Consider the following 14220-nt stretch of genomic DNA (forward strand, 5'->3'; position numbering starts at 1 on the left):
GCGGCGCCCTCCCCGCCGTTGACCAGGACCGGTGCAAGGAGGTGAACGCCGGGTTCGGGCACGCGGTCGGCGACGGGGTCATCCGGGCGGCCGCCGCGCGCCTCGACGGGGCGGTCGGCGGGCGCGGCCTGGTGGCCCGGCTGGGCGGCGGCGAGTTCGCCGTCGCCCTCGAGGACGCCGACGCGGACGCCGCCGTGGCGCTGGGACGCGAGCTGCGCCGCGAGCTCACCCGGCCGATCGGCGTCGAGGGCCGGGTCGTGCGGCTGGAGGCCAGCGTCGGCGTCGCGACGACCGCCGTCGGCGCCCGCAGCGCGGCGGGGCTGCTGCGGTGCGCGGACGGCGCGATGTACGACGCGAAGGCGGCCGGCGGCGGGGTGCGGCTCTACGACCGCGAGTCCGACGCGCGGGCGCGCGACGAGCGCGAGCGGGTCGACGCCCTGCGGCGCGCCCTCGAGGGGGACGGGCACCCGCGCCACGGCCGGATCACCACGCACTTCCAGCCGCAGGTCGACGCCGGCGACGGCGGGGTGGTCGGCGCGGAGGCGCTGGTGCGCTGGGAGCACCCCGAGCGCGGGGTCCTGCCGCCGTCCGCGTTCCTGGACCTCGCGGAGGAGCACGGCCTGATGGGCCGGCTCACCTGGCACGTCCTCGACCAGGCGACCCGCGCCGCGGCCGGCTGGGCGGCGGAGGGGCGACCCCTGCGCGTCGCGGTGAACCTCTCCACCTCCTGCCTGGGGGAGCCCGGCCTCGTGGGCGTGGTCGAGGAGGCGCTCGCGCGGTCGGGGCTGCCCGCGGGCGCGCTCGTGCTGGAGACCACCGAGACGACCCTCATGCACGACCCGGAGCGCGCGGTCGAGGTCACGCACCGGCTGGCGAACCGGGGGATCGGCCTGAGCATCGACGACTACGGCACGGGGGACTCCTCGCTCGCCTACCTGAACGACCTCCCGGCCGAGGAGCTGAAGCTCGACCGGTCGTTCACGTCGCGGGCGCTCGCGGACCCGCGGACGCGCGCCATCGTCGCCGGGACCGTCGAGCTCGCGCACCACCTGGGCCTCCGGCTGGTCGCGGAGGGCGTCGAGGACCCCGAGACCGAGGCGCTGCTGCACGGGCTCGGTTGCGACCGGGTGCAGGGGTACCTGCACGCGCGGCCCATGCCCGCGGACGCGTTCGCGCGGTGGCTGCGGGGGCGGCCGGCGGGCGCGACCGACGCGGCGGGCGCCCGGCCGGTGGTCGGCGGGGCGGCCTGACCGGTCGCCGCGCCCGGATCCGCCGGGGCGCCGCATTCGCTACCGACCGGTCGGCGTGCGCAGGTTCACAGGCGCGGGGACGCGCCGGAACCGCCCGAGGTCCTAGAATCTCTCCTCGTGAGCACCCAGGACGCGACGCCGAGCGGCGACGAGAACGCCGCCGACCCCACCCTCGACCTCGACATCCCGCAGGCCCGCGCGGCCGAGCAGGCGCCCGAGGCGGCCGCCAAGCCGGCCCGCCGCGCGGTCGTCGCGGAGGACGAGGCCCTGATCCGGATGGACGTCGTCGAGACGCTCCGCGAGGCGGGCTTCGACGTCGTGGGCGAGGCGGGTGACGGCGAGCAGGCCGTGGCCCTCGCGACCGAGCTCAAGCCCGACGTCGTCGTCATGGACGTCAAGATGCCGGTGCTCGACGGCATCTCCGCGGCCGAGCGCATCGCCAAGGCGCACCTCGCGCCGGTCGTGCTGCTCACCGCGTTCTCGCAGACCGAGCTGGTCGAGCGCGCCCGCGACGCCGGCGCCATGGCCTACGTCGTCAAGCCGTTCAGCCCGGCCGACCTGCTGCCGGCGGTCGAGATCGCGATCTCCCGCTACGCGCAGATCACCGCGCTCGAGTCCGAGGTCGCCGACCTCGCCGAGCGGTTCGAGACCCGCAAGCGCGTCGACCGCGCCAAGGGCCTGCTCATGACCAAGATGGGCCTGACGGAGCCGGAGTCGTTCCGCTGGATCCAGAAGACCTCCATGGACCGCCGCCTCACGATGCGCGAGGTCGCGGACGCGGTCATCGACCAGGTCGGCGGCGGCTCCTGATCCCCGCGTCCTGAGTCTCCCCGAGGCCCGGCCCACCGCACGGTGGGCCGGGCCTCGTGCTGTCGGGGCACCCTGTCGTGTCCACGATGTGATCCACGCCACAGTCGGGCGGCGTGTCGTGCCACGATCCGCGTCTTCCCGCGGGAAGGTCACGAATCGGCACCGGTCATCCGGTGTGACATGCACGACACGCGGCGGACACATGGGGCGCATACCTTCACGGCCACACACCGCCGGTGGCACCACCCCGGCATCCGGCCGGGGCTCCCGGCAGGCAGTACTCACCGACAGGAGTACCACGCATGATTCGTACGACACATGCCGTCCAGGCGGCGGCTCTCGCCGGCGCCGTCGCGCTCGTGCTGACCGCGTGCGCCGGCGGCGACGACGGCGGGTCGGGCGGCGACGAGACGGCGGACGGCGACGCCGGCCCGCTGATCATCGGCACCCTGCTGCCCCAGACCGGCACGCTGGCGTACCTCGGCCCGCCGGAGATCGCGGGCGTCGACCTGGCGGTCCAGGAGATCAACGAGGCGGGCGGCGTCCTCGGCTCGGACGTCGAGGTCATCCACGCGGACTCGTCCGACGCCGACCACGCCGAGGTCGCGACCCAGTCGGTCACCGACCTCATCTCGCAGGACGTCCAGGTCATCGTCGGTGCGGCGTCCTCGTCGGTCACGCTCAACGTCGTCGACGACATCACCGGCGCCGAGATCGTGCAGATCTCCCCGGCGAATACGGCCACGTCGCTGTCGGGCTACTCCGACTTCTACTTCCGCACCGCGCCGCCGGACACCGTCCAGGGCGCCGCGCTCGGCAACCTCATCACCGGCGACGGCCACGCGAACATCGGCATCCTGGTGTTCAACGACGACTACGGCACCTCGCTGCGCAACGTCGTCAAGACCACCGTGGAGGACGCGGGCGCCACGGTCGTCTACGGCAACGAGGGCGAGGAGTTCGACCCGGCCGCGAGCAGCTTCGCGACCGACGTCACCGCGCTCATGGCGACCAGCCCCGACGCCGTCGTGGTCCTGGCGTTCGAGCAGACCAAGCAGATCATCCCGGAGCTCGTCGCCGCGGGCGTCGACCCGGCCACGATCTACATGGTCGACGGCAACACCGCCGACTACTCCGCGGACTTCGACCCGGGCACCCTCGAGGGCGCGCAGGGCACCATCCCCGGCGCGTTCCCGAGCGACGACTTCCAGGCTCGCCTCAAGGAGGTCGACCCGGCGCTGACGGACTACGCCTACGGCCCCGAGTCGTACGACGCGACCATCCTGGCGGCCCTCGCGGCGGTCAAGGGCGGCGGCACCGACGGCCCCACCATCCAGGCCAACATGGCCGCGGTGTCGGGCGCCGACGGCGGCGAGGAGTGCACCTCGTACGCGGACTGCGTCGAGCTGCTCGACTCGGGCGAGGACATCCAGTACGTCGGCCAGGCCGGCGTCGGACCGTTCAACGAGGACAACGACCCGTCGTCCGCGTTCATCGGCGTGTACAAGTACGGCGCCGACAACAAGAACGTCTGGGTGAAGGCGGTCGAGGGCTCCGTCGGCGAGTGACGACGGACGCCTGAGCCTCCGGCCGGAGCAGGGGACCGGCCTCCGGGCGACGAGGGCCCGGGACGCGTGCGGCGTCCCGGGCCCTGGGTCGTCCCCGGCGGGCGAGGGCGGTGTCGGTGGCCGGGCGTAGCGTCCGGGCATGGACTACCGACTGGAGCTCGTGCAGGTGCCCGTCTCCGACGTGGACCGGGCCAAGGACTTCTACACGCAGCGCGCCGGCTTCGTGCTCGACCACGACCACGAGGTCGGGGGCGGCATCCGGTTCGTGCAGCTGACGCCGCCCGGCTCGGGCGCGTCCATCGCGATCGGGACCGGGCTGACGACGATGCCGCCCGGCTCCGTCGAGGGGCTGCAGCTCGTCGTCGCGGACATCGACGCCGCGCGCGACGAGCTCACCGGCCGCGGCCTCGACGTGGGGGAGGTGCAGGACTTCCCGTGGGGGCGGTTCCTGTTCTTCGCCGACCCCGACGGCAACCGGTGGGCCGTGCAGCAGATCGTGTACCCGTCGGCCGGCTGAGGCGGGGGCCGGTCCCGCCGGGGTCTTCCCGGGAGGCGGGGGCCGACCTACCGTGGGCGGCATGTGCCGGAACATCACCACGCTGCGGGGCCTCGAGCCCGCCGCGACCGACGAGGAGATCGTGGCCGCGGCCCGTCAGTTCGTCCGCAAGGTCACCGGCGTGCAGTCGGTGAGCGCCGCGACGGCCGAGCCGCTCGACCGCGCGGTCGACGAGATCGCCGCCATCGTGACGCGGCTGCTCGACGAGCTGCCCGAGCGGCGGCGGCCGCCGGCGACGGTCCCGCCGCTGCGGCGCCCGGAGGTCCGCGCGCGCCTGGGCATGCCGCCGTTCGACGGCGAGGGCGAGCACGACCACCCGCACGAGCACGACCACGACGACCACGTGCACGAGCACGGCGGCCACGCGCACGACCACGACGGTCACGCGCACCCGCACGAGCACGTGCACGCCTGACGGCGCCCCGGCCCACCGGCGCCGCGCCCACCGGCGCCGCGCCCACCGGCGCCGCGAGTGCCTACGAAACACGTCGAGTGCCTATCCAGTGGATAGGCACTCGACGTGTCTGATGTGCACTCGCGATCAACCGCCCACGGGCGGCGGCCTTCAGCCGGCAGGCGGCGCCGACGGCGCCGGAGGCGTGGCCGGGGGCGCCGGGGGTGCGGTCGGCGGGCGGTCCGCCGCTGCCGCCTCGACGTCCGTCGCCAGCGTGCCGAGGTACAGCTCGATCACCTTCGGGTCGTGCATCAGCTCGCGCCCCGGCCCGGAGTACGCGTTCGACCCCTGGTCCAGCACGTACGCCCGGTCGCAGATCTGCAGGCAGCGCCGGGCGTTCTGCTCGACGATGACCACCGAGACCCCGGCCTTGTTGATCTTCCGGGTCCTCAGGAACGTCTCGTCCTGGCGCACCGGCGACAGGCCGGCGGACGGCTCGTCGAGCAGCAGCACCGACGGGTCCATCATCAGCGCGCGGGCCATGGCGACCATCTGCCGCTCGCCGCCGGACAGCGACCCGGCGCGCTGCTTGCGCCGCTCGCCCAGCACCGGGAACAGGTCGACGATGAAGTCGAACCGCTCGGTGAACCGCTTCGGCGCCTGGAACAGCCCCATCTCCAGGTTCTCCTGGATGGACAGCGACGGGAACACGTTGTTCGTCTGCGGCACGAACCCGACGCCGCGCCGGACCAGCGAGTCGGCCCGGTGGTTGGTGATCTCCTCGCCCTTGAGCACGACCGAGCCGGACCGGATGGTCACGAGCCCGAACAGCGCCTTGAGCAGCGTCGACTTCCCGGCGCCGTTCGGGCCGATGATGCCGACGAGCTCGCCGGGGTGCACGACCAGGTTGCAGTCGTTGAGGATGTTCACGCCCGGCACGTAGCCGGCCACCAGGTCGGTCGCCGCGAGCAGCGGCTCCCCGGCGGGGGCGCCGCGGTGGACGGTCGAGGGGTCGGACCCCTGCACGGCGGTGCTCATCGCGAGCCCTCCTCGGTCGTCGGGGCGGCCGCGGCCGCCGCCTGGTTCGCCTGCTCCTCGGCCTCGAGCTGCTCGATGCTGCCGTCGTCCAGCAGCGCGTCGTCGCCCAGGTCGGTGTCGTGGTGCGCGCCGAGGTAGGCGTCGATCACGGCCTGGTCGGCCATGACGTCCTCGGGCGGGCCCTCGGCGACGATCCTGCCCTCGGCCATCACGACCACCCAGTCCGAGATGTGCCGGACCATGTGCATGTCGTGCTCGACGAACAGCACCGTGGTGCCCTCCTCGCGCAGGGCCTGGATGTGCCCGAGCAGCGACTGGGTGAGCGCCGGGTTCACGCCCGCCATCGGCTCGTCGAGCATGACCATCGTGGGCTTCGACATCAGCGCACGGGCCATCTCGAGCAGCTTGCGCTGGCCGCCGGACAGCGACCCGGCGTAGTCGTCGCGCTTGGCGTCGAGCTTGAACCGGACCAGCAGCTCCTCGGCCTGCTCGGTGATCTCCTTCTCGCGCGCCTTCCACAGCGGCGGGACGAGCGCGGTGAACAGGTTCTCGCCGGACTGCTTGGTGGCACCCAGCTTCATGTTCTCGATCACCGTCATCCGCGACAGCGCCTTGGTGAGCTGGAACGTGCGCACCATGCCGGACCGGGCGACGCGCGCCGCCGAGACCCCGGACAGGGACCGGCCCTCGAAGGACCAGGTGCCGGTCGACGGCTTGTCGAACCCGGTGAGCAGGTTGAACAGCGTCGTCTTGCCGGCGCCGTTCGGCCCGATGAGCGCGGTGATCGCGCCGCGCTGCACCTCGAGGTGCCCGACGTCGACGGCGGTCATGCCGCCGAAGTGCCGGGTGACCTGGTCGGCGACGACGATCGCGTCGGGCTTGGGCACGCCGGGGGTGTGCGCGACGTGCGCCAGGTCGGCGGTGACGCGGTCCCGGCCGGACGCGGTGGTGGCGTGCGGCGTGGCGGCGGGGACGTGGCCCCGGGGGAGGTCAGCGGACATCGATCGCCAGCTCCTTCTTGTCGCCGAGGATGCCTTGTGGCCGGAAGATCACCAGGAGCATCAGCGTGACGCCGACGATGATCCAGCCGAACTGCTCGATCTGCTCGGTGCGCATGATCGACTCCGGCACCCCGGCGCGCATGACCGACTTGATGAGCATGAGCGACACCCAGAAGATGATCGACCCGAGGACGGGCCCGAACACCGTCGCGGCCCCGCCGAGCAGCAGGATCGTCCAGATGAAGAACGTCATCGGGCGTCCCATCGAGTCGGGCTGCACGGCGCGTGGTAGGACGTAGATGATGCCCGCGACGGCGCCGATCACGCCGCCGAGCACCAGTGCCTGCATCTTGTAGGAGTAGACGTTCTTGCCGAGCGAGCGCACGGCGTCCTCGTCCTCCCGGATGCCCTTGAGCACCCGGCCCCACGGGCTGCGGATCAGCAGCCAGACGAGCAGGCAGGCGAGCGCGACGACGGCCCAGCCGACGATGCGCACCCACCAGGAGTTCGAGGCGTTCATCGCGTACTCGAACGGCCCGAGGGCGAACGTCCCGTCGGGGAACGGCGAGGCGTCCTGGAACGAGTCCTTGTAGGAGTTGCCGCGCAGTCCCGACGAGGCACCGGTCAGCTCGGTGAGCGCGGTCGACCGGCCGACGAGCCGGACGATCTCCGCGGCGGCGATCGTCACGATCGCCAGGTAGTCGCCGCGGAGCTTGAGGGTCGGGATGCCGAGCAGCAGGCCGAACACGGCGGCGCAGGCGATCGCGACGAGCACGGCGGCCCACAGCGGCCAGCCGGCGATGGTGGAGATCGCGAAGCCGTACGCGCCGAGCAGCATGAACCCGGCCTGGCCGAAGTTGAGCAGGCCCGTGAGGCCGAAGTGCACGTTGAGGCCGATGGCGGCGAGCGCGTAGGCGGCGGTCGTCGGGGCGAAGATCTCGCCCGCGACGTTGACGAGGATGCGGGACCAGTCCATGTCGGCTCCTTAACCGATCCGCTCGGCGCGGCCGAGGATGCCCTGGGGCCGCAGCAGCAGGACGAGGATGAGGATGAGCAGGGCGCCGGCGTAGCGCATGTCGCTCGGGATGACGAGGTTCGACATCTCGACGACCAGGCCGATGACGATCGACCCGGCCAGCGCGCCGAACGCCTGCCCGAGGCCGCCGAGCGTGACCGCCGCGAACATCAGGAGCAGCAGGGCGCCTCCCATGTTCCAGGAGGTCGCGTTCAGGTAGAGGCCCATGAGCACGCCGCCCAGCGCCGCCAGCGCCGCGCCGAGCACCCAGACCAGCCGGACGATCCGGTCGACCGTGATGCCGGAGGCCGCGGCCAGCGCCGGGTTGTCCGAGACCGCGCGGGTGGCGCGGCCGACGCGGGTGCCGAGCAGGAAGTACGCGACGCCCGCCAGCACGACTGCGGCGATGAGCAGCGACCACAGCGAGGTGGCGCTGATCCGCACCGGGCCGAGGGTGACCATCGTCGGCGTGGTGGTGACGATGCGCAGCGCGCCGCCGCCGAAGAAGAACTGGTACGTGTACTGCAGCGCCATCGACAGGCCGATCGTGACGATCATCTGCTGGGTCGTGCCCACCCGGCGCTTGCGCAGCGGGTGCCAGATCCCGGCGTCCTGCAGCCAGCCGGACGCGGCGCCGACCAGCACGGCGACCACGCCCGCGACGAGCAGCGGCAGCCCGAACGACTGCACCGCGAGGTAGGCGACGATCGCGCCGAGCGTGACCTGCTCGCCGTGCGCGAAGTTCGACAGGCCCGTGGTGCCGTAGATCAGCGACAGGCCGACCGACGCGAGGGCGAGCAGCACGCCGAAGACGAGGCCGCTGCTGGCCTGCTGCGCCAGCCGGCCCCAGGAGAACGACCCGGTCTCCGAGCTGCCCACCGGGGCGCCGACCTCGCCGGCGCTGTCCGCGGGCGCGGTGCTCTCCGGGTCGGGCGCGGCGTCGGGGTCCTCGTCGGAGCCGTCGCCGCCGCCGTTGCCCGCGGGCGCGCCCAGCGGGAACAGCGCCCCGGCGGACGACCCGAGCGCGACGGTGACGGTGCGCGGGTTCTGCGCGGGGTCCCGCAGGGTCTCGCCGGCGGGCAGCGTGGCCTCGTCGAGGGTGACCGTGTACGCGCCGGCCTCGGTGACGGCGGCGGTCCAGCGGCCCTCGGCGTCCGTGGTGGCCTGCGTGGTCCCGCCCGGACCCTCGACGTCGAGGACGACGCCGACCGCGGGTTGCTGGTCCGCCGTGCGGATGGTGCCGTTGATGCAGCCGGTCGCGGCGTCGGCGACGCACCCGGCCACGGCCGCGCGGGCGGTGCCCGGCACGGCGAGGAGGAAGAGAACTGCGAGGAGGAGCACGCCGAGGGCGGCGGGCGCCCCGGCGGTGGAACGGTCCCTGGTCGCGACTCGGCGCACCTGGTCCTCCGTCCGGTCGTGGTCGACGGTGTCGACCTGTCGGCAGCGGGCTCGCGGAGGGTCAGGAGGCCGCGAGTGGGTTGGCGTGACAGTAGGGATGCTGCGTTTCGGGGCGATTACAGGCACGTTTGAGACGTAGGTCACGTCGGCGCGCCGTGCGGTGTGTCCGATTCGTCCGGGAGGGGTGCGCGGCGGTGCGGCCGAGGGCGCCGCCCGGACGGAGCAGCGTTCACCCGGTGGAGTGAGACGCGCCACGGTGCCGCGCGGTGACCTGCGTCTCCGCGCGCGGCGGCCGGACGGGAGCGCTCCCGCGACTAGGCAGGGGCCCCGGTCGTGCGCCATGATCGGGCGATGCCGCGGGGGGCGCAGCAGGATCGTGGTGACGCCGAAGTCGCTGCGCCGTCCGAGTAGTCCAGGAGGTCGTCGTACCGTGCGCTCGCCCGTCGCCGTCCGACCCGCTCGCCCCGAGGACCTGGACGTCCTCGTCTCCCTCAGCCTCGCGGCCCGCTCCGAGTCGCTCGTCGGCGCGCAGCTGTGCACCGACGACGCCGACCGCCTGCGGCACCAGATCGGCGCGCTGGTCGCCGAGCCGGGCGCGCTCGGGCTGGTGGGCACGCTCGACGACGAGCTGTGCGGCCTGGTCCTCGCGCGCATCGTCGGGCCGAGCCTGTTCACCGACGAGGTGACGGTGTCCATCGAGGCGGTCTACGTGGCGGAGGGCGCCCGGCGCCGCGGCGTCGGGCACGCGCTGCTCGGCGGCGTGGTGGAGGAGGCGCAGCGCGTCGGCGCCTCCGACGTCCTCGCGGTCCCGCTGCCCGGCGCCCGCGGCATGCACCGGTTCCTCGCGCGCCTCGGGTTCGCCCCGGCGGCGGCCCACCGCGTGGTCAGCACCGAAGTGCTGCAGCGCAAGCTCTCCGCGGACGCGCCGCAGCCCGGCCGCCGACGCGCCGGCTCGGGCCTGGACGACCTCATCGCCCGCCGCCGGCGCGCCCGGGCCGGACGCGCCGCGACGGTGACCGAGGCCGCTCAGGCCGGCCGGGCGTCGATCAGCATGCAGGTCAGCCGGGCGGAGCAGATCCGCCGGCCGCGCGGGTCCGAGACCACCACGTCGTAGGTCGCGACCCGGCCGCCCAGGTGGACCGCGGTCGCGGTCCCCGTCACCACGCCCTCGGTCGCCGACCGGTGGTGCGTGCAGCTCAGCTCGATCCCGACCGCGCGCCGGTCCGGGCCCGCGTGCGCGTTCGCGGCGTAGGAGCCGAGCGTCTCCGCGAGCACCGCGGAGGCGCCGCCGTGCAGCAGGCCGTACGGCTGCACGTTCCCGGCGACCGGCATGGTGCCGACCGCGCGCTCGGCCGAGACCTCCTGGATCTCGATGCCCATGCGCTCCATGAGCGTGCCGGGCGGGACGTGGGAGCCGAGGGGTGCGTCGGCGGGGGCGGCGGCGGGCGGCAGGTCGGTGTCAGCCATGCCCGATAGGTTGGCACCCGTGACTGACGCGACGCGACTCCTCCTTGTCGACGGCCACTCGATGGCCTACCGGGCGTTCTTCGCCCTCCCGGTCGACAAGTTCGCCACCTCCACCGGCCAGCCCACCAACGCGGTGTTCGGGTTCGTGTCGATGCTCGCGAACCTGCTGCGGGACGAGGCGCCGACGCACGTGGCGGTCGCGTTCGACGCCGGGCGGACCACGTTCCGCACCGAGCAGTACGAGGAGTACAAGGCCAACCGCTCCGCGTCGCCCGAGCCGTTCCGCGGCCAGGTCGACGTCATCAAGCAGGTCCTCGCGACCATGCACATCCCGACGCTCGACAAGCCGGGCTTCGAGGCCGACGACATCCTCGCGACCCTCGCCCGCCAGGGCGCCGCCGAGGGGATGGACGTGCTCATCTGCTCCGGCGACCGCGACTCCCTCCAGCTCGTGAACGAGCGCGTCACGGTGCTGTACCCGGTCAAGGGCGTCTCCGAGCTCGCGCGGATGACCCCGGAGGCGGTCGAGGCCAAGTACGCCGTCCCGCCCGCGCGGTACCCCGACATCGCCGCGCTGGTCGGCGAGTCGTCGGACAACCTCCCGGGCGTCCCCGGCGTCGGCCCCAAGACGGCCGCCAAGTGGATCGCCACCTACGACGGCCTGCAGGGCATCGTCGCGAACGTCGACAGGATCACGGGCAAGGCGGGGGAGTCGCTGCGCGCGAACCTCGACCAGGTGCTGCTCAACCGCCAGCTCAACCGGCTGCTCGACGACCTGGAGCTGCCGCTCGGCCCGGAGGACCTGGTCGCGCGCCCGTGGGACCGCGAGGCGCTGCACACCATCCTCGACGAGCTCGAGTTCCGCACCCTGCGCGACCGGCTGTTCGCCATGCTCCCGGGCGAGGACGACGGCGCGGGCGACGTGGCCGGCCCGGCGGAGGGCCCGGTCGTCGTGACGCCGGTCGACGGCGGCCTGGCCGCGTGGCTCGAGCGGCACGCCGGCGCGCGCACCGCGGTGGACGTGCAGGGCTCGGCGTCCCCGGCCGGTGGCGACGCCTGGGGGGTCGCGCTCGTCGTCGGCGGCGAGGCCGTGGCCTACGACCTCGCGCAGATCGCCCCGGCCGACGAGGCGGCGCTGGCCGCCTGGCTCGCCGACCCCGCCCAGCCCAAGGCGCTCCACGCCGCCAAGGAGGCGTGGCACGCGCTCGCCGGGCGCGGCCTGACCCTCGCGGGCGTGGAGTTCGACACCGAGCTCGGCGCGTACCTGCTGCAGCCCGACCGCCGCGGCTACGACCTGTCCGACCTCGCGATCGGCTACCTGCGCCGCGAGCTCGGCGCCGTGGCGGACGAGGCCGGCCAGGGCGCCCTCGACCTGGACCTGGAGGGCTCCTCGGAGGGCACCCGCGGCGCCGTCCGGGCGGCCGCGGTGCTCGACCTGGTCGACGTGCTCGGCGGCCAGCTCGTGGACCGCGGCGCGGACCACCTGCTCCGCGACGTCGAGCTGCCGCTGGAGGGCGTCCTCGAGCGCATGGAGCACGTCGGCATCGCGGCCGACGCCGGCTACCTGTCCGCGCTGGAGAAGGAGTACGACACCGCGGTGCAGCGCGCGGCCGGCGAGGCGTACGACGCGATCGGGCGGGAGGTGAACCTCGGCTCGCCGAAGCAGCTCCAGGAGGTGCTGTTCGACCAGCTCGACATGCCGAAGACCAAGCGCACCAAGACCGGCTACACGACCGACGCGAACGCGCTGGCCGACCTGTTCGCCCGCACCGGCCACCCGTTCCTCGAGCACCTGCTCGCGCACCGCGACGCCATCCGGCTGCGCCAGACCGTCGAGGGCCTGCTCCGCTCGGTGGCGCCCGACGGCCGCATCCACACGACGTTCCAGCAGACGATCGCGGCGACCGGGCGGCTGTCGTCCACCGACCCGAACCTGCAGAACATCCCGATCCGCACCGAGGCCGGCCGGCAGATCCGCCGGGCGTTCGTCGTCGGCCAGGGCTACGAGACCCTGCTGACCGCGGACTACTCGCAGATCGAGATGCGGATCATGGCGCACCTGTCCGGCGACGAGGGCCTCATCGAGGCGTTCACCGCGGGGGAGGACCTGCACTCCTACGTCGGCTCGCGCGTGTTCGGCGTGCCGACGGACGAGGTCACCAGCGCGCAGCGGTCCAAGATCAAGGCGATGTCCTACGGCCTCGCGTACGGGCTGTCCTCGTACGGCCTGTCGCAGCAGCTGAAGATCGACGTGTCCGAGGCCGCGGCGCTCATGCAGGACTACTTCCACCGGTTCGGCGGCGTGCGCGACTACCTCACCGGCGTGGCGGACGAGGCCCGGGCGACCGGGTACACCGCGACCATCCTCGGCCGGCGGCGGTACCTGCCCGACCTCACGAGCGACAACCGGGTCCGCCGCGAGGCCGCGGAGCGGATGGCGCTCAACGCCCCGATCCAGGGCTCGGCCGCCGACATCATCAAGCTGGCGATGCTCGGCGTGCAGCGCGAGCTCGACGCCCAGGGGCTCGGCAGCCGGCTGCTGCTCCAGGTGCACGACGAGCTCGTGCTCGAGGTCGCCCCGGGGGAGCGCGAGGCGGTGGAGACCCTGGTGCGGGCGCAGATGGGCGCGGCCTACGACCTGTCGGTGCCGCTGGACGTGTCGGTCGGCGTCGGCGAGAGCTGGCACGCCGCGGGGCACTGAGGTCCGCGAGGTCGTCGGTTCCGCCCGAGGTCGTCGGTTCCGCACCCCGGCCGGTGGACGGAACCGCCGACCTCGGCGGACGCGGAGCCGCTACGCCGGGCGGTGGGCCACGAAGATCGCCGTCCCCGGCAGGTGCCGCCCGCGCAGGGGGCTCCACCCGCCCCAGGTCCGGTCGTTGTCCTCCGGCCAGGACGGCTCGACGATCCCGTCCAGCACCAGCCCGGCGCCCACCACGTCCGCCACGTGGTCGCCGATCGTCCGGTGGTACTCCGCGTAGAGCACCCGCCCGCGCTCGTCCCGCTCCACGTACGGCCGCCGGTCGAAGTAGGACCGGTCGGCGGTGAGCCCGCGCTCGCCGGGGTCGTCGGGGAACGCCCAGCGCACCGGGTGCGTCACCGAGCACACCCAGCGCCCGCCCGGCCGCAGCACCCGCGCCGCCTCGGCGTGCACCCGCCCGGCGTCCGGCACGAACGGGATCGCGCCGTACGCGGTGAACACCACGTCGAACGACGCGTCCGGGAACGGGAGCGCCCGGGCGTCGGCCTGCACCAGCGGCACCGTCGCCGCGCGCCCGGCCACCGGGCCGGCCTCGCGCGCCGGGTCCCGGGCCAGCCGGCGGTCGAGCTCCCGCGCCGCGGCGAGCATGCCGCCCGACACGTCGGTCGCGACCGCCTGCGCGCCGCGCGCGGCCAGCCACCGCGAGCACTGCGCCGCCCCGGCCCCGACCTCGAGCACCCGCCGTCCCGCGACGTCGCCCAGCAGCCCCGCCTCGGACTCGCGGAGGCCCTCCGGGCACCAGAGGAAGTCGTCGTCGCCGAGGAACGCGCCGTGCTCGTCGAGGTAGTCGCCCGCGTTCGCGTCCCACCAGCGCCGCCCGGCGCCCTCGGTCGCGGCGGCGGGGACGTCGAGGTAGCCGGCCGCGGCGAGCCGGTCGGTGCTGTCGTCGGTGCTGTCGGTCACCCGCACGACGGTAGCCCGGCGAATCGCCCGGGACCTCCGGCTCACAGGTGCGCACGTCGGGC

Annotated in this window: 13 protein-coding genes; 7 read left to right on the forward strand and 6 right to left on the reverse strand. The window is 74.1% G+C overall.

The features are described from left to right. The 5 genes from KVT14_RS11260 to KVT14_RS11280 form a co-directional block, all read left to right on the forward strand. On the forward strand, positions 1-1250 hold a 1250-nt coding region (locus KVT14_RS11260), incomplete at its 5' end, for a bifunctional diguanylate cyclase/phosphodiesterase (RefSeq protein ID WP_217615753.1). A gap of 183 nt (positions 1251-1433) precedes the next feature. Further along, entirely contained in the window at positions 1434-2060 is a 627-nt protein-coding gene (locus tag KVT14_RS11265) for an ANTAR domain-containing response regulator (RefSeq protein ID WP_246855308.1), read from the forward strand. Positions 2061-2362: 302 nt separating this feature from the next. Beyond that, positions 2363-3628 carry an ABC transporter substrate-binding protein gene (locus KVT14_RS11270; RefSeq protein WP_217615754.1) on the forward strand — a complete coding sequence of 422 codons (1266 nt, stop codon included), beginning with the start codon at positions 2363-2365 and terminating at the stop codon, positions 3626-3628. 139 nt (positions 3629-3767) lie between these two features. Further along, on the forward strand, positions 3768-4145 hold the full coding sequence (locus KVT14_RS11275; RefSeq protein ID WP_217615755.1) for a VOC family protein: 378 nt from the start codon (positions 3768-3770) through the stop codon (positions 4143-4145). Positions 4146-4206: 61 nt separating this feature from the next. Beyond that, positions 4207-4599: a DUF2277 domain-containing protein gene (locus KVT14_RS11280; RefSeq protein ID WP_217615756.1), complete on the forward strand. Its 393-nt coding sequence runs from the start codon at positions 4207-4209 to the stop codon at positions 4597-4599. A gap of 150 nt (positions 4600-4749) precedes the next feature. Here KVT14_RS11280 and KVT14_RS11285 read toward each other — a convergent pair whose 3' ends face one another. From KVT14_RS11285 to KVT14_RS11300, 4 genes are read right to left on the reverse strand one after another with little or no spacing between them, the layout of a single operon-like run. After that, on the reverse strand, positions 4750-5616 hold the full coding sequence (locus KVT14_RS11285) for an ABC transporter ATP-binding protein (protein WP_217615757.1): 867 nt from the start codon (positions 5614-5616) through the stop codon (positions 4750-4752). Continuing rightward, positions 5613-6617, reverse strand: a complete 1005-nt coding sequence (locus tag KVT14_RS11290; RefSeq protein ID WP_217615758.1) for an ABC transporter ATP-binding protein — start codon at positions 6615-6617, stop codon at positions 5613-5615. The genes KVT14_RS11285 and KVT14_RS11290 overlap by 4 nt, the downstream gene beginning before the upstream one ends. After that, positions 6607-7593, reverse strand: a complete 987-nt coding sequence (locus tag KVT14_RS11295; RefSeq protein WP_147793690.1) for a branched-chain amino acid ABC transporter permease — start codon at positions 7591-7593, stop codon at positions 6607-6609. The genes KVT14_RS11290 and KVT14_RS11295 overlap by 11 nt, the downstream gene beginning before the upstream one ends. A gap of 9 nt (positions 7594-7602) precedes the next feature. Then, complete coding sequence (locus tag KVT14_RS11300; RefSeq protein ID WP_308161033.1) at positions 7603-8973, reverse strand: branched-chain amino acid ABC transporter permease; 1371 nt, start codon at positions 8971-8973, stop codon at positions 7603-7605. Positions 8974-9460: 487 nt separating this feature from the next. Between KVT14_RS11300 and KVT14_RS11305 the strand changes: the two genes are divergently transcribed. Continuing rightward, complete coding sequence (locus tag KVT14_RS11305) at positions 9461-10144, forward strand: GNAT family N-acetyltransferase (RefSeq protein ID WP_308161034.1); 684 nt, start codon at positions 9461-9463, stop codon at positions 10142-10144. Here the strand turns inward: KVT14_RS11305 and KVT14_RS11310 are convergent. After that, complete coding sequence (locus KVT14_RS11310; RefSeq protein WP_254630785.1) at positions 10057-10419, reverse strand: PaaI family thioesterase; 363 nt, start codon at positions 10417-10419, stop codon at positions 10057-10059. The genes KVT14_RS11305 and KVT14_RS11310 overlap by 88 nt on opposite strands. A 76-nt stretch (positions 10420-10495) precedes the next feature. Between KVT14_RS11310 and polA the strand changes: the two genes are divergently transcribed. After that, positions 10496-13198 (forward strand): DNA polymerase I, encoded by a 2703-nt coding sequence (gene polA, locus KVT14_RS11315; protein WP_217615762.1) that lies wholly within the window; start codon positions 10496-10498, stop codon positions 13196-13198. 90 nt (positions 13199-13288) lie between these two features. Here the strand turns inward: polA and KVT14_RS11320 are convergent, their stop codons facing one another. Further along, a complete protein-coding gene (locus KVT14_RS11320; RefSeq protein WP_147793686.1) occupies positions 13289-14158 on the reverse strand; it encodes a class I SAM-dependent methyltransferase in 870 nt (289 codons plus the stop codon). Positions 14159-14220: the final 62 nt, after the last annotated feature.

The organism is Cellulomonas sp. GbtcB1, assembly GCF_019091725.1.
Taxonomy (GTDB): Bacteria; Actinomycetota; Actinomycetes; order Actinomycetales; family Cellulomonadaceae; genus Cellulomonas.